This window comes from Photobacterium angustum (assembly GCF_002954615.1).
Taxonomy (GTDB): domain Bacteria; phylum Pseudomonadota; class Gammaproteobacteria; order Enterobacterales; family Vibrionaceae; genus Photobacterium; species Photobacterium angustum_A.
The window spans coordinates 1,231,836-1,254,359 of sequence record NZ_MSCJ01000001.1 but is presented as its reverse complement, the minus strand read 5'-3'; the positions used below and the strand labels follow the sequence as shown (position 1 = coordinate 1,254,359).

Below are 22,524 nucleotides of genomic sequence, written 5' to 3'. Positions count from 1 at the left end.
ATGATAAGAGATAAAAACACTAATCCGACAATTTCGTCAGTGTAGTCAGCTTATTATTATTATCGACAGCAACTTGAAAGCGCCCTCGTACACCCATTTGCGTCAAGAACGGACGTAAACGCACAGCGGGCAACTGGAGTTTTAACCCACTTTCTGTGACCACAACAGCACTACTTGCGGCACCAGAATAATGTTGTAAGAAAACTTGGTAACTAATATTCACTCGAAAAGTAAAGCTTCGCATAATCCCTTTATCTCGTTATTCGTTCAATAGCCCAATATAGAAAAAGCCAAGTCCCCATTACATACTCTCTCATAGAAAGTGTTTAGTAATAAAGTACTTGGCTCTATTATTTAGCGAATTATGATTTATTGTTCAAGCGCTTTGTGCACTTTCTCAAACAGATCTTTTGCTAAGTTATCTAATGCCGCTAACTTCTCAAGCTGGCTACGCATTAATTGCTGACGTGCTTCATCGTATTGGCGATACTTTAAGAACGGTTCAATTAAACGTGAAGCTACTTGTGGGTTACTAGTATTCAGCGTCGTTAATATTTCAGTTAAGAACGCATAACCTGAACCATCTTTAGCATGGAAATGTACTGGGTTATTGGCACAGAAACTCGCAACTAAACTACGAGTACGGTTCGGATTTTTTAAGCTAAATGCAGGATGATTCATGGTATTACGTACATTTTCCAATGCATTTTGAGCAGGATTTGTACCTTGCAACATGAACCATTTATCCATTACTAGACCATCATGCGTCCATTTATCACTAAAGTCTGACATTTGTGCAGCACGACAATCTAATTGCGCATTATTTGCAGCAGACATAGCAGCCATCGTATCAGTCATGTTGTCAGCCGCTGCATATTGCGCAGCCACTAAATCATTACCTTCAGCCGTATGTGCTAGATAAGATAAACACTTGTTACGCAGTGCACGTTTAGCCATTGCATCATGAGCGAGGCTGTATTCGCCTTGTGCTAAGCTACGATAAATCGCAAGTAATTCATCTTCCATTTCTGTCGCTAAAATTTGAGTTAACGCACCAACAACCTTATTAATAGCATCAACATCAACTTGCTTGTACCAACCAGCAATTTCATTCTCACTCGGAAGAGTCAGCATTTCAGCAATAAATGCAGGATCAAGGTTTTCATCCAATAATGCGCCTCGGAAGGCATCAACAACCGCTTCAGGTAATTGAACAGACTCACCAGCTTGAACTGCTGCCACATTCTTACGGATGTATTTCGCCAATAGCATTTGGCCAGCATCCCAGCGAGCGAACTCGTTACGAGCGTGGATCATCAAAAAGATCAGCTCTTGATCTGAATAATCATATTCTAAGATCACAGGTGCAGAGAATTCACGTAGCATCGACATCACAGGCTGTTCCGCAACATTCTCAAATACGAAAGTTTGCTCTGCTTCTTTTACATCTAATACGTTGTGAACTGGCTTACCATCTGATTGCAATGCAATGACCTCACCTTTGCTATCGTATAATTCGATATCAAATGGGATATGAAGTGGTAGCTTTTCTTCTTGTCCAGCTGTTGGGGCTGTGTGCTGCTTTATAGTGACGTTGTAACACTTAGTATCTGCGTCATATGACGTATCAACTGTAACAACTGGCGTTCCTGCTTGGCTATACCAACGACGGAAGCGAGACAGATCAATACCTGATGCATCTTCCATTGCTTGAACAAAATCATCACAAGTTGCAGCTGTTCCGTCATGGCGATCAAAGTACAGCTTCATACCTGCTTGGAAATTTGCTTCACCCAGCAAGGTATGCATCATACGGATCACTTCGCTACCCTTTTCATACACTGTTAATGTATAGAAATTATTCATCTCAATAACTTTTTCAGGACGAATTGGGTGTGACATTGGGCCACGATCTTCAGCAAACTGTGGACCACGTACAATACGAACATTGGCAATTCGATTTACTGGGCGAGAGCCAAGATCTGATGAGAATTCTTGATCACGGAATACAGTTAAACCTTCTTTTAAGCTTAATTGGAACCAATCACGACAAGTAACGCGGTTACCTGTCCAGTTATGGAAGTATTCATGACCAATCACAGCTTCAATACCTTGGTAATCAGTATCCGTTGCTGTTTTAGGGTTAGCGAGAACGAATTTAGAGTTAAAAACATTCAAGCCTTTGTTTTCCATTGCACCCATATTGAAGAAATCAACGGCCACAATCATGTAGATATCTAAATCGTATTCAAGACCAAAACGCTCTTCATCCCACTTCATTGAATTTTTCAATGAAGTCATGGCGTAATCAGCGCGATCAAGATTACCTTTATCAACAAAGATTTCGAGTTCTACGTTGCGACCATTCATTGTCGTGTAGTTATCACGTAAAACGTCAAAATCACCTGCTACTAAAGCAAAGAGATATGAAGGTTTTGGGAATGGGTCTTGCCATTGTACCCAGTGGCGACCATTGTCTAAATCACCTTCAGCAATACGGTTACCATTGCTTAATAAGAAAGGAAATGCTGCTTTATCCGCAATGATCTTAGTTGTGAAACGAGCCAGTACATCTGGACGATCGAGATAATAAGTAATACGACGGAAACCTTCTGCTTCACATTGAGTACAGAAACCACCACCTGACTTATACAACCCTTCTAATGCAGTATTTGCTTCTGGATTCACAGTTGTAACGATCGTCAAATCAAATTGAGCAGGCAGATCTGATAATGTTAGGAGGTTACCTTCTTGGGTGTATGACGTCCATGCTTTGCCATTGACAGAAATACTCACAATGGCAAGTTCATCACCATCAAGTACAAGTTGGGCATCATTATTATCACTAACACGAATAACCTTGCTTTGTGCTGTCACCGTTGTATTGGTGTCATGAAGATCAAACGTTAAATCGATATCTGTTATCGTATAATCTGGCTTACGGTAATCAGAACGGTGTTTTGCTGTTGGTTCTGAGTGCTTTTGTTCCGTCATTATTCCACCTACATGTGCTATTTTTAATAATTTTTTTAAGTAAATATAATAATATATCGCCTAGTAATGAAATATTACAGTAGCAAGAATGCGCGCAAAAATAAAAGAAAATAGACTGTTTGGTGCTATAACGAGCAAATATAAAAAGCTGCAATGAATGCAGCTTTTTTATTTATAAATACTTGCTTATATCAACCAGATCATTTTGTTCTTCAGGTAAATACTTATCAGCATAAACTTTATAAACGCCTGATTTTACAAATAGCTTGAACACTGCAAGATCTAGCAAATTGTCTAATGCCATTTTATGCAAGATATCAATCGCTACACTCACCGGCTTCGCTTTCTTATAAGGTCTATCAGCCGCAGTTAACGCTTCAAATACATCGGCAACTGCAATGATGCGTTCAGGTATAGACAAATCTTCCGCTGATAATTTACGTGGATAACCCGATCCTTTCATTGTTTCATGGTGAGTGGAAGCATACCTTGGCACATTAGCTAAAGATTTAGGGAATGGAATTTTCTCTAAGATTTTGATTGTACTTATCATATGTTCATTAATTTTGAACCTATCTTCTGCGGTTAATGTTCCTCGTCTAATTGTCAGATTATGTATCTCACCGAGATCATATTGTAATTCAGGGACATCCATTTTAATTGCAAAAGCAGGATCAACATAGAATTCTTGAATACGCTCAATACGGTGATCTGGACGATCCATCAATAATTTCTCTTCTATTGGATATACATTACAATTTACCTTTCCAACACGAAGTTCTTCTACTGGAGATAAGCCAATAGTATCGTCAAAATTTCTCATCCATGAAATTTCAGCTAACTGATAAATTCTCTCTATATCTTCATCCGACATAAACTCAGAGCCAACATTTGATTGAGCAATGAAGGCAAAATCATCATGTAATTGTTGGCGTTTCAATTTTAACTCTTGAGCAAACGTTTTCTCTTGTGAGCTATCCGACAATACGTTTTTTAGGTATTGAATTTCCGCATCTCGCCAAAGCACCTCAAATCTCGTACGTATCTCATGAATCCTATTATTAACTGACTCTAGTTTTGTGCCTTTATCAACAATATATTCTGGAGTGGTGATCTTACCGCAGTCATGTAACCAAGCTGCAATGCTAAATTCACGCTTTTCTTGATCATTTTTAAATTTAAAATCTGCAAATAATCCTGATGGATAATTATGAGCAGCCTCTGCAATAAGTATTGCAATTTCAGGAACTCGGTTACAATGCCCTGCTGTATAAGGAGACTTATCATCGATAGCACTTGCTATTACATGAATAAATGAATCAACGAAAGAGTTCATTTCTTTTTCATGCTTTTTTACATCATGTGCAAGCGAATATATCGAGGATGACAATTCACTAATTTCTTTTGTGTAAGAATGAACTAACTTCACATCATCATATTTTTTTTGCGTGATTTTTTTAGTTTCATTCCTTAATTGATTTAATGAATTAGTTAAATAAAATCCTATCAACATAACCACTGGTAATATGATTGATATCAATAACCCTAAAATAACTAATACCGACATTTTTAAATCATGAATAGCTTCTGAATAAAGAACATCAGCAGGAGCGACAACACCAAGAAATGTGTCATTTTTTTTATTAGTTATCGGCGTAACATAAAAATATAATTTTTCTCCATCAATGAACCTTGGTTCTAAATGATCATAATATGATTTATTGTAAGCCATCTCTGATAATTCTTTATACGGTAAAACGCTATCTTTACCAACAGTTGCATCCATGGACAACCATTCTTTATTAATCCTGTCTAATATAGTTATGGGAAAACTTTTGATCGCCTTATTTAAAATACCATGCAATACCTCATTATTATTTGATACTGCTAATCTTATCTTATCCCCAGAGTAACCGACTAAATCTGTTTTATTATTAGTAATATCATAGAAATGATATTGTTGTTTAACATATGTTAGAACACTTATATCGTCTAAATAAGCATCTATTTCATCTCTTAGTAAGGAGTCCATTGCAACATTAACATCGGTATACTCTTTAATACTTATATTTGCGTATTTATCAGTTAAAATATTATGCAGAGATGAATCTTCAAGAATTGCAATATTTACATTTTTAGTATTTTTCAAAATTTCATCTATAGATTTATAATTATTACTCTTAAGTGAAGCTAAACCAAGATGGGTCATACCAATAGGATCACTAAACAAGGCAACATTTTTATTATGCTCTGTTTTAGAAACTGAGTTAAGTACATCAATCTTATTCTGTTTAAAAAGCGCGACCAATTCACTCCAACTATTGCCATTGATGTAGTTGATTTCAACTCCAATTAACTTTGATAATATATTAATATAATCAATGCTATACCCTCTTGGTATCCCTGACCGTATATAATCATAAGGAGCCCAGTCATCCTCATTAGAAACTCTTAATATAGGATGAGATCTAAGGTATTTTTTTTCTTTTTCTGTAAATTCAATTTTTTTTACATTAGAGTACTTATCGGCATGATCTAAATATTTACTATTATTAGAAGCTATGACTTTAGCATCACTAAATAAGTAGGTTTCTATTCCATGTAACATATTTTCTTGTTTAATCATATTTGATAAACGTGCAACAAGTATATCAATGCCAACGACTGTTTTTGTGTTTTTATTTTTCACTTCTCTAGCGTACGTTATTCCCGGTTGTTGCATAGGTAGAAATAAATATGGGTCACTTTTAAAAACTTTACTCTTATTGGCATTTTTAAACCAAACTCTATTTTCAGCATCCATTGCATTAATAATAGAATGTCTAGAATCAATAACTCTCATATTTTCATCGTAATAAGTAACTATTTGAAATCTATTATTACCTGTATATCTTAATACACTTTTCCAATAAGCAAGTCTAAAATCATCACTATTCTCTTGAGAAGATTTTAAATTTATCAACATAAAATCAGCATCTTTATTTGCTATGTATACCTGATAAAAATATTTATTCTGTTCTAACATTTTCCTAAAAAAAGGAAGTAGTTTTTTTGGTGATATACTTTCAGTTAACTCAGCATAATGAGAGATTAAATCAATACTATTTTGCGCTTTTAAATGAAGCTCAGACACTTTATTAGAAATAGAGTTAGCCGCTTGATTATATTGAATCAATACATTGTTTTTTACTATTTCTTTAGAATTTTGATACTGTAAAAATATTGCTAGTAAAGCTGTTAATGTAGAAGTAGCTAAAAATGTTCCTATAATAATTTTTCTTAACGAAAACGATGCCTTCATTAACCCTCCAACCTATTCAATTAATATTCAATATTAATTGGTTGTATTGTATATAACAACTAATTCAAGAAAACACGCATAAGTAATAAAACTTATTAACATTCACCTGAGAAATATTTAATAAAAAAAGATAAGCACAGTAACTTCTATTAAGATTTAACTTTTAACTTTACATGTATTTATTAAAATAAACGTCATTTTTTCACTTATATTTTAATTTTTTATCGTAATAAAACTATATTTTATGAATAAGAAATATCAAAATAGAATATAAATAAAATTATTAGATCAAGGATTGTTACATAAATACAACAACAATATTGTATTTATGAAAAAAAACAACAACTAAATTAACTTGTTTCTTATTTCAGATAATTATCATTAGAAATACATACCTAATGATATTTAACCTTTATAGTTACAATTAAATTCCATGAAACACTAAAAATAAGATGATTAATATCATAGAACTCATGCGTGATATAGTTGTTATTTTAATCGATAAGTTCGTAAAATCTTGACGAAAATCATGTATTAGTCCAATATATCAACATTACAGTTACTTACTTATATAGTAATTACTAAAACTTACATATTAATGAATGTTTTCTTTTATTCATTTTTATCCTAATTAAGTATCTACAGTCAGATATGAATAATAACCAACACAATATTGGGGTTATCAACTCCCTGCTTGATACTGATGCGTATAAATTGCATATGCAACAGGCAATTTTTCATCAATACCCAGACGTTGAAGCCGTGGCTGAATTCCACTGCCGAAGCGAAGAAGATCTACGCCCGTACTCTCAAGAGATTAAAGATCAAATCGCAAAACTCGCAGCGCTTTCTTTTGCTGACGATGAAATCAATTATCTATCAACATTAACTTTTTTCAGTGCTGACTATCTTGAGTATTTACGCAATTTTCAACTAAATGCAGATGATGTTTGTGTTGATGATTCTGGTGAACAACTATCTATTACCATTCGTGGTAAATGGTTGGATGTGATCTTATGGGAAGTTCCTCTTCTAGCGATTATTTGTGAAGTGCGCTGTGCACACTTATACCCAAATGCTACGCCTGAAGATGCTATCAAACAATTACAAGAAAAAATTGCACGTTTCTACCACAATGCACAAGACACAGATCTAAGTGAGTTTGCGCTGGTAGATTTTGGTACTCGCCGCCGTTTTTCTAAAGCCGTTCATCATAAAGTTGTTGATTACTTAAAAGAAAACATGCCAGAGTTCAAAGGTACTTCGAACTACTATCTTGCATATGCTCGTAATTTAACACCGGTTGGAACACAAGCTCACGAATGGTTCCAAGGGCATCAGCAATTAGCGGGTGAACTCGCTGATTCTCAACAATTAGCATTGAACCGTTGGCTACAAGAGTACCCTAATGATTTAGGTATTGCGCTCACCGACTGTATCAATATGGATGCATTCTTACGTGATTTTGATAAACGTTTATCTCAGCGTTTCATCGGTTTACGCCATGATAGTGGTGATCCTATTTCGTGGGGTGAAAAAGCCATCGCACATTACAAATCGTTAGGCATTGATCCAAAAACAAAATCACTGGTGTTTTCTGATAGCCTTACACTCGATAAAGCACTAAATATCTTTAAGCATTTCAATCATCAAATAAACGTAAGTTTTGGTATTGGTACACAACTAACCTGTGATCTACCAAATGTAAAAACATTAAACGTTGTGTTGAAACTAACAGAATGTGAAGGTCGTCCTGTAGCAAAAATTTCAGATGAACCAGGTAAAAGCATCTGTCGAGATGAAGACTATTTAGATCAACTTCGTACTGCATTTAATCTAGCTAACGAATAAAGCTTCATCTATATTCAAATTAGAAAGGCGAACAAGTTATCTTGTTCGCCTTTTTGTTGTATATCATAACCAATGCTAATTTTTGATATCATAAAATTATGGGATGACCTTCCCTTTCATAACTAGCATTGTCTCTACATTAATTATTCTCGTTGCAATATCGCTTCCATTCCAAAATGAGTATTAGTTAACGTTAGCGTGTCATTGCTACTTAATTCAAATTCAGAATCATGTTGCCCATCTTCATATAGTAAAACCAGTTGATTATCTTCAATGTAATAAATACCGCGATGCTCTTTTGATTTTCCCTTATCATTTGAAACTTCAGCGGAGAATAAAAAATCAGGACGTAACGTGAGCGAAAGCTCTGAAATACTGTGATCAACATCAGAACCTGATATCGTTGAAGTTTTCCAATTACCCGGTAGATTTTCAGGTGCTAGCTTCGTAAATCTTGCGCCATCTAACACGAACTGGTTATAACTAAGCATATAAGTATGCATTTGATCTTCTTCGCCTTCAGTGACAAAAGTAATATTGGTTTCGTCAATATTATACTCGCCAGACCATTGTTCTATTTTTCCATCAGTACGTAGCAAGCGCATTGCAAATGCATAGTCGGATTTAAACATTACATGCATCGCACGATAACTTTCACCTTCACTTTCAACGCCCGCTTCTGTTGAACTAAACCAATACCAATTACCTAGTAAAAATGGATAATCAAACTCCGTAATATCATCGGCAATAATTGGGCGGCTAAATGCGCTAAAAAAGAATAGCACAATAATAAAGAATAGCTTTTTCATAGGCTTCCCCTGTTACTAGAACAAAGTGCATGTACTTTAAAACTAGTTGGTAAAGCTATTTTGCGATGAAAAATATGCGGTAGATCACACTTGAATATGCAACAAGTCTTAGTTGTGAGATTGTTACAGTAACAGAGAGAAATAAAAAAAGCGCCCCATGAAGGAGCGCTTATTTATGTGTTGCTGGATACTGGATACTATTAGCAAATTACGATGATTTAATCTTAGTTAAGTCGGCCGTAATACCAATGGCTTCATCCAAATAGGCATCAGGTGCTTCATAATCTTTTGGTACTGCATCTAAATCAGCAAACGGTTTTTTACCTAATGCTTTTTGACGCTTATTCAAACGTACCAATCGATCAGCATCTTCTTTATCTTGCTCAGCTAAACGTGTTTTTTCATTTAATGAAATACTGTTGATATCCTTTTCCTTTTTATAGGTTTTGATATCTTCATTAATGAAACCAAACTCCATATCATTCTTAATTCGTGCAAGGTGCTCTTCATTTAACTTAGGAAGAATTGACGAATAATTATGAAGTTGTTGGTATTTAGCCGGTTTAATACTATCCCACGGTAATGCATTATCTTCTACACTTTCACCGGTTTCAGACGGATCAACCGCTGTTGGGAAAGAGATATCAGGCACAACACCTAAATTCTGAGTACTACCACCATTAATACGGTAGAACTTTTGAATTGTATATTGTACATGGCCAAGTGGCTTATCGAATAAATCATATAAATGGTTTAAAGAACGGTGCTGTTGCACAGTACCTTTACCAAATGATTGCTCACCAAGTACCACAGCTCGACCATAATCTTGCATTGCCGCAGCAAATATTTCAGATGCCGATGCACTATAACGGTTAATTAAAACAGTTAACGGACCATTAAAGAAAACTTGATTATCTGAATCACTGTTTACTTTTACGCGACCATAACTATCACGAACTTGAACAACAGGTCCGCTTGAAATAAATAAACCACTTAATGCTGTTGCTTCAGTTAATGCACCACCGCCATTGTTACGAAGATCAATAACGACACCATCAACTTTTTGATCGTTTAGCTTAACCAATTCTTTCTTGGTATCTTCAGATAAACCGACATAGAAACTTGGCACTTCAATTACACCAATTTTCTTGCCTTCAAAAGTTTTAACTTCCGATTTAACAGCACGATCTTCTAAACGAATTTTGTCTCGAACAATAGTGACAGTGTAACTCTTGCTATTCTTACCTTCTGGTAATATATCAAGAATCACTTTACTGCCTTTCGGACCTTTGATTAATTGGACAACATCATCTAAACGCCAACCAATAATATCAACAATTTTTTCGCCATCTTGACCAACACCAATGATACGGTCACCCGCTGCTAGCTTTTTAGAGCTCGCCGCAGGTCCACCAGCAACAAGGGATTGAATCGTCGTATAATCATCTTTCACTTGCAGCACTGCTCCAATCCCTTCCAAAGAAAGGTTCATTTCTGATTGGAATTGCTCAGCATTTCGAGGAGATAGATAACTAGTGTGAGGATCAACTTCACGCGAGAAAGCATTCATGTACAACTGGAATACATCTTCACTATGGGTTTGCGTTAAACGTTTAACTGCGTTGTTATAACGTTTACCTAGTGTTTCTTGTATTTCTTTCCAGTCTTTACCAGCCAGCTTTAAATTTAACGCATCGTATTTCACACGCTTACGCCAAATTTCATTTAACTCAGCTTGATTTTTTGGCCACTCAAGTTCAGAGCGATCAATTATAAAGTCTTCATCTTTATCGAATTTAATCTCCGTATCTAATTGCGAGATCGCAAACTGATAACGGTCAAAACGACGTTGAAGGACTTTATTAAAGATATCAAATGCACCCGATGTATCACCAGATTTCAATTGATCATCAAACTGATTTCGCCAGCGTTCGAATTGCTTTACATCAGAAGCAGTTAGAAAGCTTTTATTATAGTCGAGCATTTCGATATAACGATCGAATACCTGACTAGAGAATTTATCATCAAGTGAAAAATGCTTGTAGTGAGAACGGGTAAAACGTGATGCTACCCTCTTACTCGCAGTTGCATGTTGTTGCTCTGGTGCAAGTTGCGGCAAATCACTTAATGAATATTTAGCCTCTAAGGCTTGTGCTGAAGCTGCCAGCATCATGCCGGCAGCTATCAGTGAGAAACGGAATCGACAATTCATGCGTCGCGCATTCTCCCTTTATGAACGCAGGTGCTCCGCTTTAACAGCCATTACTAAGCCGTTATTTAAGCGAACACGCACATCGTCCTTGTTAATTTCGACAATAGTTGCCGGCATGTTACCTGAGCCCATATTCACTTGTACGTTCTTACCAACAATAACTTCGTCAGCTTTTAGTACAGGTGTAGTCTCAACTGGCTTCTTATTAACTTTAGCCGTTTTTGGCTTAATGTTCTTAGGTTTAGCAGTTTTTGCGCGAGTTTTTTTCGCATCGCCTTCTTTAGCAGCTTTAGCAATAGCCTGCTCTTTACGACGAGTACGTACTTTTGCTTTGCTTTCTTCTAAAGCTTTTAGTGCGTGATCAACGTGTTCTTGCTCTAGTACATCACACTCATTACCATCAAGATCAACACGACTTACACCAGCTTTAACGCCGTGAAGGTAACGCCAGGAAGATGTGTATTGACGTAATGCTGTACGTAGTTGAGTCTTACTTACTTTTGGATCATCACTTAAGCGTTCGGCAAGATCTTGAAAGATACCGATCTTAAGTGGTTTAGCTTCACCCTCAATAGTAAAACATTTTGGGAAACGCTCAGCAATATATGCAATAACTTCTTTACTGTTCGTTAACTTTTCAGAGTTTTCCATGGACTTTCCTGACATAAACGAGATTTGCTCGTTATTAGTGCTTTGTTCAAAAAGAAATAGTGGGGCTATTATAATTACCTAATAAGGAAAAACCACCGAAAGCATGAAATTAGAGTACTTTTTGTAGCTCTGTAACAAAAGAAACTAGACCTTGTTCATCATTTTGGTCAAATCTTGACAAATCTGGGCTATCAATATCCAGTACACCAATACATTTTTCCCCTATATTTAATGGGATAACGATTTCAGACTGACTAACTGCGTCACAAGCAATGTGTCCAGGAAAGGCATGAACATCATCAACACGCATTACTCGGTTATCTTTTACCGCTGTGCCGCATACCCCTTTACCAACAGGAATACGAACACAAGCAGGTTTTCCCTGAAATGGTCCGAGTACAAGCTCATCATTTTTTAATAAATAAAAGCCAACCCAATTTATGTTCTCTAACTCCATATTCAACAACGCACTAATATTGGAGAGATTGGCAATAAGATCTGATTCACCTTCAACTATCGCTAAAGCTTGAAGTGTCAGACGGTTATAAAAAGAACCTGTATTTTCCATAGCATACGCCTTACATAATCGTTAAAATGAAAACACTTAACAATAATAGGAATCATTATCACTGTGAAGCATTCATTCCCCACTATGATTAATTGGTCTTGGCTTTTTATTCAAGCTAAAAAACATCGTCCTCGTCTTATCACCGCGAATATCATTGCTGTTATTGCCACCTTGATTAGCGTACCAATTCCTTTGCTGATGCCATTAATGGTTGATGAAGTATTACTGCACAAGCCAGCTGAAGGGATCCAATATTTAAACCACCTTCTTCCCGAACAATGGCAATCGCCAACTGGCTATATCCTATTAGTGTTATTTTTAGTTGTCTTAATGCGTACCGTAAGCCAAGCATTAAACATTTTACAAAGCCGCCAGTTCACGCTTGTATCAAAAGAGATCACCTTTAATTTACGTCAGCATTTATTGGATAAATTAGGGCGTATTAGTATGCGCCAATATGAAGAAAAAGGCAGCGGTGGCATTACTTCGCATCTTGTCACTGATGTTGAGACTATCGATAAATTTGTCGGAGATACCTTAAGTCGTTTTATTATCGGTTTGCTCACTGTTGTTGGTACGGCAGGTGTTTTATTATGGTTAGATTGGCGACTTGGGTTATTTATTCTCGTGATTAACCCTATTGTTGTTTACGCATCTAAGATGATGGGCAACCGTGTTAAAAACCTCAAGCGCCAAGAAAATCAATCTTATGAGAAATTCCAGCAACGTTTAGTCGAAGTATTAGATGGCATATACCAATTACGCGCATCTAATCGTGAGCGTGAATTTTTATCCCAACTAAAATCACAAGCGAATGACATACGCCACAGTGCTGATAAGTTTGCATGGCAATCAGAAGCTGCAGGGCGCATCTCTTTCTTATTATTCTTAGCGGGTTTTGAAGTGTTTCGCGCCGCTGCAATGCTAATGGTGCTTTTCAGTGGCTTATCTATCGGTGAAATGCTAGCTGTCTTTAGTTACTTATGGTTCATGCTGGGGCCTGTACAAGAGTTATTGGGGATTCAATTTTCTTGGTACAGTGCGTCTGCTGCCATGCAACGTTTAAATACGCTGTTAGCTTTAGAAGAAGAAATTCGCCCTACCGCTACCGTTTATCCCTTTAATCACAATGAAGCACTGGATATTAAAGTAAGAAATGTCCATTTTTCTTATGATAACGATAAAGAAGTACTACGAGGTTTAAATATTGATATTCCTGCAGGAAAACGTGTTGCTCTTGTAGGGGCATCAGGTGGTGGTAAATCAACCTTAATTCAATTACTGCTTGGTATCTATCAAAAACAATCAGGTGATATTTATATTAATGGTCATCCGATTGAAGCGGTTAGTTATGAATCTCTTCGTGAACGTATGTCTGTCGTGCTCCAGCAGCCCGTTTTATTTAATGATACGTTACGTCATAACTTAACATTAGGTGGTGACTTTACTGATGATGAACTCTGGAATGCGTTAAACATTGCTCAACTTACAGACATGACAGAGCGTTTAACTCATGGCCTAGAAACTGAAATTGGTCGACAAGGTATTCGTTTATCCGGTGGTCAGCGTCAACGTTTGGCGATTGCCCGTATGATCTTATCTAACCCTGACTTTGTTATTTTAGATGAAGCAACATCAGCGTTAGATACTTCAACAGAGGCTGCACTTCATAAAGCGCTGAATGGTTTTTTAAAAGATAAAACCACCTTAATTGTTGCCCACCGTTTATCTGCCGTTAAACAAGCTGATTTAATCTATGTCTTAGAGGATGGATTAGTGAGTCAATCAGGTACACATACTGAGTTAGTGAGCCAACATGGGTTATATCAAACACTTTACGGTTCAATTCAATCACCTAATAATGATATTGAAGAAACAGATCAGCAACTTCCAGTAGCAAGAATCGGCACAAAATAATATAGTATCCCTCCTTGACGCTCATGGGCTATCATTCACTATGTTTTAACAAACGTGTGAATTTTAATTTCGTGAGCGTTCTTATATCTCGCTCTTTTGCAAAGGAAACAACGTACTATGTCGACGGCCAGACGCTGCCCCGGTTGCAATTTACTCGTGCTCCCTGAGGTGGCTCAACAAGGACACAGTGCTTACTGTCCCCGTTGCCAAACACGTTTATATCGTGGGGGTACAGCAAGATTTAATGCGGAACTAGCGATAGCCGCAGCTGGTTTAATCCTTTTTATTCCAACCATTACTTTACCGTTAATCACAATACGATTATTCGGACAGATGATCCCAGCGACACTTCCATCTGGCGCTATCACACTTTCTGAAAATTTCCCTGGCGTTGCCGCATTGATCTTATTTTGTAGCGTTATTGCCCCTCTATTAGTAATAGGGACGGTTTTTAGCGCCCAATTTTCACTGAAATTTCGTCATTTCGCCCTCTTTAAAACATCAACATGGATTCTTCACCATTTAAAGCAATGGGTGATGCTCGATGTCTTTTTAGTCAGTCTCGCCATTGCATGTTTTAAAGTCCAAGAAGTTGCTGAAATTAATATCGGTCTCGGGCTGTACTGTCTCATTACCTTACAGATATTGTTTCTCGTGTTACTAACTCGTATCAGTGTTCGTCGTTATTGGGATGCATGGCAACCTGAAAATGAACATATTAGTGATGACTTAGACACACTTTGTACGACATGTCATTTAACGCAAGAACACCTGACCCATTGCCGCCGCTGTAATAGTCCATTACACGATCGTATTCCACATTCTATTCAAAAAACATGGGCGTATTTAATTTCAGCGAGTATTTTTATCTTACCTGCTAACCTTTATCCCATTTCAATTTTTATGAATAACGGTAAGCGTATTGAAGATACTATCTTTTCAGGTGTCGCTGAGCTCGTCAAAACGGGAATGACAGGTATCGCAGCAATCATCTTTATTGCCAGTATTGTTGTCCCTGTAGCGAAAATTCTAAGTTTGGCTTATATCCTTTTAGCCATACAGTTCAAACGAAAAACACACCACCTACTACGTATGCGAGTATTTCGTGCCGTGCACTGGATAGGTAAATGGTCGGTAATGGATCTTTTTGTTATCGCCATCATGGTCACATTAATCGACCGTGGACAAGTTCTTGATTTCACGCCGGGACCTGGGGCAATCGCCTTTGCCGTCGTGGTAGTATTAACAATGTTAGCAGCAGAAAGTTTAGATTCTCGCCTGATATGGGACAATTATGAACAACGATCCAAATAACGAACAACCCAAGAAGGTGAAAATTCGCCGTGATCGAGGGCTATCACCGCTGTGGCTGTTGCCGCTATTAGCATTAATACTTGCTGGTTGGTTACTGTATAAATCAGTTAACGAAGCTGGTGAACGTATTCAAATTCACTTTAACGACGCCGTGGGTTTAGTCGCTGGACGAACAACTATTCGTTATCAAGGACTTGAAGTCGGTATTGTACGTGATGTCAGCCTATCAAAAGATCTTAAGAGTATTTACGTTACTGCCGACATTTATCCTGAAGCGGTAAACATTCTTCGTAAAAATACCCGATTCTGGCTAGTCAAACCTAAGGCATCTATAACGGGTATATCAGGCTTAGATACTCTTGTTTCTGGTAACTACATTGCGTTATTACCCGGTGATGGTCCTGAAGCTACGAAATTTACAGCATTAGAAAACCAACCTGCAGATACGCCATTAGAAGATGGCTTAAAGCTGCAATTAAAAGCACCGAATCTTGGATCGATCAGTATTGGTTCGCAAATTTTTTATAAGAAGATCCCAGTCGGTGAGGTTTTCAATTACACCCTTAGTGATAACAAAAAAGAAGTCCTTATTGATGCACTAATCAAACCCAAGTATGCCAACCTTGTTACTGATAAAAGCCGTTTCTGGAATGTTAGTGGCATGCGTGCAGATATCGGCTTTAATGGTGTTGATGTGCAGTTTGAAAGCCTATCAGCATTAATCGCAGGTGCTATTGCATTTGATTCGCCAGATAAAGGTAAAGTCATTGAAGCAAATCATCTGTTTAAGCTCTACCCTGATATCAATACGGCAGGTCGTGGTATTGCTATCACGATAACCTTGCCAGATAACAATGATATTAGCGATTCAGGTTCACCAATCATGTATCGTGGCTTACAGATCGGTAAAATCACCGATGTAAGCCTTGATGAAAAAACCAACAAGATTATCGCACATGCAGCGATTGAACCTAGCATGCGTGAGTACTTAAATAGCGGCTCTCGTTTATTACTCGAAGAAGCTGAAGTATCACTTAATGGTGTTAAGAATATCGGCAATCTTGTACGAGGCAATTTCTTACGTTTAATACCGGGTAAAGGCGAAACTTCACGCCAATTTACAGCAATAACTCGTGACACATTAGAAGAGCAGCAACCCGGCGTAGCAACCTTCAAACTATATGCTGATAAAAGTTTTGGTATTAAACGTGGCACCAAATTACGCTTTAAGGGACTGGACGTTGGACGAATCACTAATGTTGAGTTATCTGGTGAGCGTGTAAGCTTTGATGTACTAGTACAACCTGAGTACACCAGTTTAATCCGAAGCGGCAGCCGCTTTTTCGTTGATGGTGGTGTCGATGCCAACATTTCAAGTAAAGGTATTGATGTTTCTATTCCGCCAGCTGATCAATTGATCAGCAGTGCGATTAGCTTCACCTCTATTGGTAGTAAAAAAATAAACAAAAGCTATACCCTATTTAAAAGCCGAAGTCTTGCCGATCTTGCAGATGAAAAGCTGAAAGGCTATAGCAGTATTAGCTTATTTGCTGATAAGTTACCTCCTGTATCAGAGGGTAGCCCAGTACTTTACCGTAACTTACAAGTAGGTGAAGTGAGTGATTTTTCCTTAAAAGATAACGGTGTAAGCATTAAATTAAATATCGAGAAAAAATACCGTCATTTGATCACTAACCACACCGTTTTTTGGAACCGTTCAGGTATTGAAGTAGAAGCAGGATTAAATGGTGTAAAATTAGTCACGGACCCCCTATCCACACTTATCAAAGGTGGTATTGCATTTGATAACATAGAGCAAGTGACCAACCGTATTGGCTCTAAATACAAGCTTTACCCAAGCTTAAGTTCCGCGCAGCATTTCGGACAGTTGATCACCTTAACAGCCGATGATGCAAGGTCTGTCTCTAACAATACAGAAATTAAATTCCAAGGCGTAACCATTGGTAAAATCATTAACATCGAACCCGATTTTCATACAAACAACGTGAAAATACAGGCTCGTTTGTACCCGAAATACGCTCAAAAAATCGCAAAGTCAGATAGCTACTTTTGGGTTGTTAAACCAAAAATCAGCTTAAGCGGTAGTGAAAACTTGGACTCGTTACTAAGCTCTTACATTGCCGTTCAACCGGGTAAAGGTCACTTTTCTGATACCTTTAAGCTAGGCTCTGCAGAGTTGTTTAATTCCCGCGTCACGATCGTGTTAGAAAGTGAAGAGCGTGATTCGATTAGCGAAGGAACACCACTTCTCTACCGTGATATTCAAGTTGGACAAGTAGTTGATGTTTCACTCGGTGACTTAGCAGACCGCGTTATTATAAAAGCCCAACTTGAAAAGCAATACCGCCATCTAGTGCGTAAAAATACCGTATTTTGGAATACCTCTGGTGTGAATGTTGATATCGGTATTACAGGTGCCAACATAAAAGCAGGTACATTTGATAGCCTATTACGTGGCGGAATTGCCTTTGCAACACCCGAAAAGCAACCACTTGAACCACAAGTTAAAGCAGGGACACACTTCTTACTACACAAAGAAGCAAACCCTAAATGGTTAGCATGGCGTACTGCAATTCCTGAGCGTTAACAGTTAAAATCAAACAAAATAAAGAGCACTTCGGTGCTCTTTTTTTATTCAGAAAAAACCTTTATTACGCTTTGTATTAGCAAAAACTGCAATTCATACCAAACTGTTATAAAATCAGCATCATTAGCTAGTTAATAGAGATCCTTCCTTTGCATCCGAATATTCACATCCCTGACGCATTTATCGATTTAATCAAGCAAACCATGCCTGAGCATTTAGATATCGATGAATTTATTGCTTGTTGTAAAACACCTCTTCGTCGCAGCATTCGCGTCAATACACTTAAAATTAGTGTTGAGGATTTCTTAGCGCGTGTTGCAAATCGAGGGTGGACATTAACGCCTGTTCCTTGGTGTGATACTGGCTTTTGGATTGAACGAGAAAACGAAGATACTGTTTCTCTTGGCAATACCGCAGAGCACATGGCAGGACTTTTCTATATTCAAGAAGCCAGCTCTATGATGCCAGTAACCGCATTGTTACAAGATAATGATGCATTAGACTGTGTATTAGATATGGCATCAGCGCCAGGTTCTAAAACCACCCAAATTGCATCTGCAATGCAAAACCGTGGCGCACTGGTTGCCAACGAGTTAGCCGCGAGCCGAATTAAAGTACTCCATTCAAACTTACAACGCTGTGGTGTTCACAATGCGGCACTGACCCATTTTGATGGCTGTGTATTTGGCACATGGGCACCAGAATCTTTTGATTCGATCTTATTGGATGCGCCATGTTCTGGTGAGGGTGCAATTCGTAAAGATGAAGATGCTATGGCTAATTGGAGCCTAGCTTCTATTGATGAAATTGCCGAAGTACAACGCAACCTTATTGTTAGCGCCTTCCAAGCTCTGAAAACTGGCGGCGTTATGGTGTATTCGACATGTACGTTAAACCAAAGTGAAAACCAAGCCGTTTGTCATTTCTTAAAAGATAAGTTTGGCGAAGCTGTAGAATTTGAACCACTCAATACCTTATTTGATGGTGCAGAGAAATCACTTACTGAAGACGGTTTCCTACACGTTTACCCTCAGATTTTTGATAGCGAAGGGTTCTTTGTCGCACGTATTCGTAAGCTTGCGCCCGTTGAAACCGACAGTGTAAAAAAACGTATGGGTAAATTCCCATTTACTCTGCTTAAAGAAAAAGAGCAGCAAGAGATCGCCCAACAGCTTAAACAAGATTTAGATATAACCTTACCTGAACAGCATGATGTTTGGTTACGTGATAAAGAAGTTTGGCTATTCCCTTCTCAACTGCGCACGTTAATTGGTGAAATTCGTTTCCAACGTATTGGCATTAAGCTCGCAGAACAACATAAGAAAGGCTATCGCTGGCAGCATGAAGCAGTGATGACATTGGCAACAGGCAAAGAATCTACAGCTATTGAACTTAATGTTGAACAAGCTAAAGAATGGTTCATGGGACGCGATATTCGTCCAGAAATACCAGCAGGTAAAGGCGAAGTCATTGTTACTTACCGTGATTACCCTGTTGGTATTGGTAAATGGGTAAGCAACCGTATTAAAAACGGTTTACCTCGTGAATTAGTTCGCGACACGAACCTATTTGATATTTAAGATAAAAATATCGTTAATGTCTTATAACTTCATTAATGTTAATTTTATTAAATGCAATAACTGGAAAATAAACATTATTCAACTAACATTGAAAGTGTAATCAAACTCCATTTACTAACCAGTTAGCGCAAGGCTCTTACGAGAGCCATTCCCCTAGGCCCGAGACAGGAGTCGTTTCGGGCTATTTTTTGCCTCAAGTACTATTTCCATTCAGCGCTAAAATTTAAAAACTTAGCACTATAGATATTGTTATTACTTACGATAGATATAAAAAAACCGAGCATTACGCTCGGTTTAATTTAACTAATATAAGCATGCTATGTCTTTTGCACACTCTCAACTTTCTAGTGCTGAGAATTAGTGTTTATGTGCAATTTCAGCTTTTTTCAGCTCTTTTACTGCTTTGCTTACTTCACGACGCTCTTTCGAAAGCTCTGCACTGATAATGATATGATCATCAACACGATCTTCGTAGTCGCCTTTCATGTTTTCAACGATTTCAACGATTTGATCATGGCTCATATCGGCCTTAATGTAATCCATCAAGTTCTCTAACAACTCAACACGCTTACGGTTATCACGAATCTTACGATCGTTGTCTAGAATTTCGCGTTTTAGTTTGTTTTTACGACGTGTTTGACGTACGAGTTCAAGGATGTTGTTCATGTGTAGTCCTTAGTCTGAAAATAAAACCTTGTGAAACTGATTTAATGCAAGGGATAGAAATAATGCACTTCCTAGTACATAACCGTCGAGTCTCAGTTTATTACTGAAATCGTTATATCAGAAAGTCATTCGTAAACTCAAGCAATACTCATGATTAAATGCTCAATGATGATTCTATGAACATCAACTTATGTTTCTCGCTTAAATATCGCACAAACCGCTCAACAACTTTTTGATATTTTACAATAAATCGTCTTATTTTTATTAATAATTATGACAATTAGACAATAGATGTAATGTGCAATAACAAAATGGTATCTTTTGTGAATTCTCCCACAAAAAAAACCTTCCTGTATTTGCAAATGGCATATCAACGCCTACTCTTGAAATAGACCAGTACTCGTTTACAACAATGCAATCTGGACAAGGATAGCTTCCTAGAAGTGTTCAAGCTCAAATAGCGTAGTAACCCGATATTGGCAACACAGTGTTTGATGTAAAGTTTATCAGGAGAGAACATGTCAAAAGCAACAGGTACCGTTAAGTGGTTTAACGAAGAGAAAGGTTTTGGTTTTATCACTCAGGATAACGGCGGTGCTGACGTATTTGTACACTTCCGTGCGATTACTGGCGACGGTTTCAAAACCCTAACTGAAGGACAAAAAGTTTCTTACGAAACAGAGCAAGGTCCTAAAGGTCTACAAGCTGCAAATGTTGAAAAAGCATAAGTACTAGCTTATCTAATGCTTGCGTTAGTTCACATAGCACTTGATAAAAGGGTCTTCACGGCCCTTTTTTTTGCCAACGATTCATCTCCCCACCTTACACTAAACACACAAAATCGACTGCATACCAGTACTTTATCAGTTAAAAGTGCAAGATTAGAGCGCGCTTATAGATATTGATAGACCTATTATTATTCAAATTCCTGATAAGAATTAACCACTCCGCCCAATAAGCCACCTATTTCATAATATTCTTTGCTTTTTTTTTGTAATACGGCTCACATTATAACGCGATAAATAAGTAACTCACTTGCTCTTTAAAATCGAAAATGGCTTAATATCAACGTCCTGTATAACAGGGCTATTTATGAAACAAAGTGAAAGAAAAACTTCGTTACACTGTTCAAACGTACACAGTTGTCCTGAAGCGCTTCAATATTCTTTTGTACATAAGTAACACATTAATTTATTTTCAGGAGACATAACATGTCTAAAGCAACTGGTATCGTTAAGTGGTTCAACGATGAGAAAGGTTTCGGTTTCATCACTCAAGACAATGGCGGTGCTGACGTATTCGTTCACTTCCGTGCTATCGCTGGTGAAGGCTTTAAATCTCTAGCAGAAGGTCAAAAGGTTTCTTTTGACGTTGAGCAAGGCCAAAAAGGTCCTCAAGCTGCTAACGTTGAGCGCATCTAATCTACAACGATCAGTTGAAGAAGTAAGGGTATCTTATGATGCCCTTTTTTATTTCCGCTGAAAAATAATATTAATCTACTTAAGCAATATATGCCTGCTCTTTGCTGTTCAAGCACATTTTGATTCTTGGTGAACTACAACCAAAATAATCGTCTTCTTGCTCCATTTCTACAAAGCCTAGCGCCTGATATAGCTTCATTGCATTGTTTTCTGGATGCACAGTTAATAGAATTCGATTGTAATTAGCTAGCTGCGCTAACGTCTCACGCAGTAACGCTTTTCCAACACCTTTCCCTTGCATCTTATTCGCAACCGCAATACCTAATATCCACGCTTCACGCTCTGTTTCAGCTTGCGCATTAAAGCTAGGGCTTGATAATACATACCCTACTACATGTTCACACTCTGAGACGGCAACCAATAACCCACTTGTCCAACAATCATATGCTTGGCGAAAGAAAAAATCGGGATAACAATGCTCGCCAAATAGCTCACGCTCTAATTGGTATATTGCATTAATATCTGATTTTTCTGCTTGTCGTATTTGATATAGCACCATCCATTGCTCCGTGACATCTTGTACCCAATAAAAAACCAGCCCACCTGCTTAACAAAAGTAAGCAAGATAAAAG

General features: G+C 37.6%; 16 protein-coding genes. 7 read left to right on the top strand and 9 right to left on the bottom strand.

Translation table 11 applies throughout. The features are described 5' to 3' along the window. Nucleotides 1–19: 19 nt before the first annotated feature. From BTO08_RS05435 to BTO08_RS05425, 3 genes are all read right to left on the bottom strand, one after another. Nucleotides 20–244 carry a DUF2835 domain-containing protein gene (locus tag BTO08_RS05435; RefSeq protein ID WP_105060207.1) on the bottom strand — a complete coding sequence of 75 codons (225 nt, stop codon included), beginning with the start codon at nucleotides 242–244 and terminating at the stop codon, nucleotides 20–22. A 125-nt stretch (nucleotides 245–369) separates the two neighbouring features. Continuing rightward, on the bottom strand, nucleotides 370–2,994 hold the full coding sequence (gene pepN, locus BTO08_RS05430) for an aminopeptidase N (protein WP_105060206.1): 2,625 nt from the start codon (nucleotides 2,992–2,994) through the stop codon (nucleotides 370–372). 172 nt (nucleotides 2,995–3,166) lie between these two features. Further along, a complete protein-coding gene (locus BTO08_RS05425) occupies nucleotides 3,167–6,295 on the bottom strand; it encodes an HD domain-containing phosphohydrolase (RefSeq protein WP_105060205.1) in 3,129 nt (1,042 codons plus the stop codon). A 651-nt stretch (nucleotides 6,296–6,946) separates the two neighbouring features. Here BTO08_RS05425 and pncB point away from each other — a divergent pair. Then, entirely contained in the window at nucleotides 6,947–8,146 is a 1,200-nt protein-coding gene (gene pncB, locus BTO08_RS05420; RefSeq protein ID WP_105060204.1) for a nicotinate phosphoribosyltransferase, read from the top strand. 143 nt (nucleotides 8,147–8,289) lie between these two features. On the opposite strand, the gene BTO08_RS05415 is transcribed toward pncB, so the two are convergent. From BTO08_RS05415 to BTO08_RS05400, 4 genes are all read right to left on the bottom strand, one after another. Next, entirely contained in the window at nucleotides 8,290–8,955 is a 666-nt protein-coding gene (locus BTO08_RS05415) for a lipocalin family protein (RefSeq protein WP_045129194.1), read from the bottom strand. A gap of 208 nt (nucleotides 8,956–9,163) precedes the next feature. Beyond that, nucleotides 9,164–11,167, bottom strand: a complete 2,004-nt coding sequence (gene prc, locus BTO08_RS05410) for a carboxy terminal-processing peptidase (RefSeq protein ID WP_105060203.1) — start codon at nucleotides 11,165–11,167, stop codon at nucleotides 9,164–9,166. Between the two features lie 18 nt (nucleotides 11,168–11,185). Next, nucleotides 11,186–11,818 carry an RNA chaperone ProQ gene (gene proQ, locus BTO08_RS05405; protein ID WP_005367900.1) on the bottom strand — a complete coding sequence of 211 codons (633 nt, stop codon included), beginning with the start codon at nucleotides 11,816–11,818 and terminating at the stop codon, nucleotides 11,186–11,188. A 109-nt stretch (nucleotides 11,819–11,927) separates the two neighbouring features. Then, nucleotides 11,928–12,386, bottom strand: a complete 459-nt coding sequence (locus tag BTO08_RS05400; protein WP_045084083.1) for a GAF domain-containing protein — start codon at nucleotides 12,384–12,386, stop codon at nucleotides 11,928–11,930. An 84-nt stretch (nucleotides 12,387–12,470) separates the two neighbouring features. Between BTO08_RS05400 and BTO08_RS05395 the strand changes: the two genes are divergently transcribed. From BTO08_RS05395 to rsmF, 4 genes are all read left to right on the top strand, one after another. Then, on the top strand, nucleotides 12,471–14,303 hold the full coding sequence (locus tag BTO08_RS05395) for an ABC transporter ATP-binding protein (RefSeq protein WP_105060202.1): 1,833 nt from the start codon (nucleotides 12,471–12,473) through the stop codon (nucleotides 14,301–14,303). Nucleotides 14,304–14,420: 117 nt separating this feature from the next. Next, complete coding sequence (locus BTO08_RS05390; protein WP_105060201.1) at nucleotides 14,421–15,617, top strand: paraquat-inducible protein A; 1,197 nt, start codon at nucleotides 14,421–14,423, stop codon at nucleotides 15,615–15,617. Beyond that, nucleotides 15,598–18,225, top strand: coding sequence for a PqiB family protein (locus tag BTO08_RS05385; RefSeq protein WP_105060200.1), 2,628 nt, complete (start codon nucleotides 15,598–15,600; stop codon nucleotides 18,223–18,225). The genes BTO08_RS05390 and BTO08_RS05385 overlap by 20 nt, the downstream gene beginning before the upstream one ends. A 149-nt stretch (nucleotides 18,226–18,374) precedes the next feature. Then, nucleotides 18,375–19,805 (top strand): 16S rRNA (cytosine(1407)-C(5))-methyltransferase RsmF, encoded by a 1,431-nt coding sequence (gene rsmF, locus BTO08_RS05380; protein ID WP_105060199.1) that lies wholly within the window; start codon nucleotides 18,375–18,377, stop codon nucleotides 19,803–19,805. Nucleotides 19,806–20,162: 357 nt separating this feature from the next. Here rsmF and BTO08_RS05375 read toward each other — a convergent pair whose 3' ends face one another. Further along, on the bottom strand, nucleotides 20,163–20,471 hold the full coding sequence (locus BTO08_RS05375) for a DUF496 family protein (protein ID WP_105060198.1): 309 nt from the start codon (nucleotides 20,469–20,471) through the stop codon (nucleotides 20,163–20,165). Nucleotides 20,472–20,989: 518 nt separating this feature from the next. Between BTO08_RS05375 and cspE (BTO08_RS05370) the strand changes: the two genes are divergently transcribed. Both cspE (BTO08_RS05370) and cspE (BTO08_RS05365) read left to right on the top strand, forming a co-directional pair. After that, nucleotides 20,990–21,199 carry a transcription antiterminator/RNA stability regulator CspE gene (gene cspE, locus BTO08_RS05370; RefSeq protein WP_005367915.1) on the top strand — a complete coding sequence of 70 codons (210 nt, stop codon included), beginning with the start codon at nucleotides 20,990–20,992 and terminating at the stop codon, nucleotides 21,197–21,199. Nucleotides 21,200–21,682: 483 nt separating this feature from the next. After that, the gene (gene cspE, locus BTO08_RS05365; RefSeq protein ID WP_005367917.1) at nucleotides 21,683–21,892 is read left to right on the top strand and encodes a transcription antiterminator/RNA stability regulator CspE; all 210 of its coding nucleotides are present in this window, start codon (nucleotides 21,683–21,685) and stop codon (nucleotides 21,890–21,892) included. Nucleotides 21,893–21,971: 79 nt separating this feature from the next. On the opposite strand, the gene BTO08_RS05360 is transcribed toward cspE (BTO08_RS05365), so the two are convergent. Beyond that, the gene (locus BTO08_RS05360) at nucleotides 21,972–22,451 is read right to left on the bottom strand and encodes a GNAT family N-acetyltransferase (protein ID WP_105060197.1); all 480 of its coding nucleotides are present in this window, start codon (nucleotides 22,449–22,451) and stop codon (nucleotides 21,972–21,974) included. Nucleotides 22,452–22,524: the final 73 nt, after the last annotated feature.

Excerpts from the sequence above, each read along its gene's own strand:
- BTO08_RS05435 (WP_105060207.1), bottom strand. The coding sequence starts at position 244 with ATGCGAAGCTTTACTTTTCGAGTGAATATTAGTTACCAAGTTTTCTTA.
- pepN (WP_105060206.1), bottom strand. The coding sequence starts at position 2,994 with ATGACGGAACAAAAGCACTCAGAACCAACAGCAAAACACCGTTCTGAT.
- BTO08_RS05425 (WP_105060205.1), bottom strand. The coding sequence starts at position 6,295 with ATGAAGGCATCGTTTTCGTTAAGAAAAATTATTATAGGAACATTTTTA.
- pncB (WP_105060204.1), top strand. The coding sequence starts at position 6,947 with ATGAATAATAACCAACACAATATTGGGGTTATCAACTCCCTGCTTGAT.
- BTO08_RS05415 (WP_045129194.1), bottom strand. The coding sequence starts at position 8,955 with ATGAAAAAGCTATTCTTTATTATTGTGCTATTCTTTTTTAGCGCATTT.
- prc (WP_105060203.1), bottom strand. The coding sequence starts at position 11,167 with ATGAATTGTCGATTCCGTTTCTCACTGATAGCTGCCGGCATGATGCTG.
- proQ (WP_005367900.1), bottom strand. The coding sequence starts at position 11,818 with ATGGAAAACTCTGAAAAGTTAACGAACAGTAAAGAAGTTATTGCATAT.
- BTO08_RS05400 (WP_045084083.1), bottom strand. The coding sequence starts at position 12,386 with ATGGAAAATACAGGTTCTTTTTATAACCGTCTGACACTTCAAGCTTTA.
- BTO08_RS05395 (WP_105060202.1), top strand. The coding sequence starts at position 12,471 with ATGATTAATTGGTCTTGGCTTTTTATTCAAGCTAAAAAACATCGTCCT.
- BTO08_RS05390 (WP_105060201.1), top strand. The coding sequence starts at position 14,421 with ATGTCGACGGCCAGACGCTGCCCCGGTTGCAATTTACTCGTGCTCCCT.
- BTO08_RS05385 (WP_105060200.1), top strand. The coding sequence starts at position 15,598 with ATGAACAACGATCCAAATAACGAACAACCCAAGAAGGTGAAAATTCGC.
- BTO08_RS05375 (WP_105060198.1), bottom strand. The coding sequence starts at position 20,471 with ATGAACAACATCCTTGAACTCGTACGTCAAACACGTCGTAAAAACAAA.
- cspE (WP_005367915.1), top strand. The coding sequence starts at position 20,990 with ATGTCAAAAGCAACAGGTACCGTTAAGTGGTTTAACGAAGAGAAAGGT.
- cspE (WP_005367917.1), top strand. The coding sequence starts at position 21,683 with ATGTCTAAAGCAACTGGTATCGTTAAGTGGTTCAACGATGAGAAAGGT.
- BTO08_RS05360 (WP_105060197.1), bottom strand. The coding sequence starts at position 22,451 with ATGGTGCTATATCAAATACGACAAGCAGAAAAATCAGATATTAATGCA.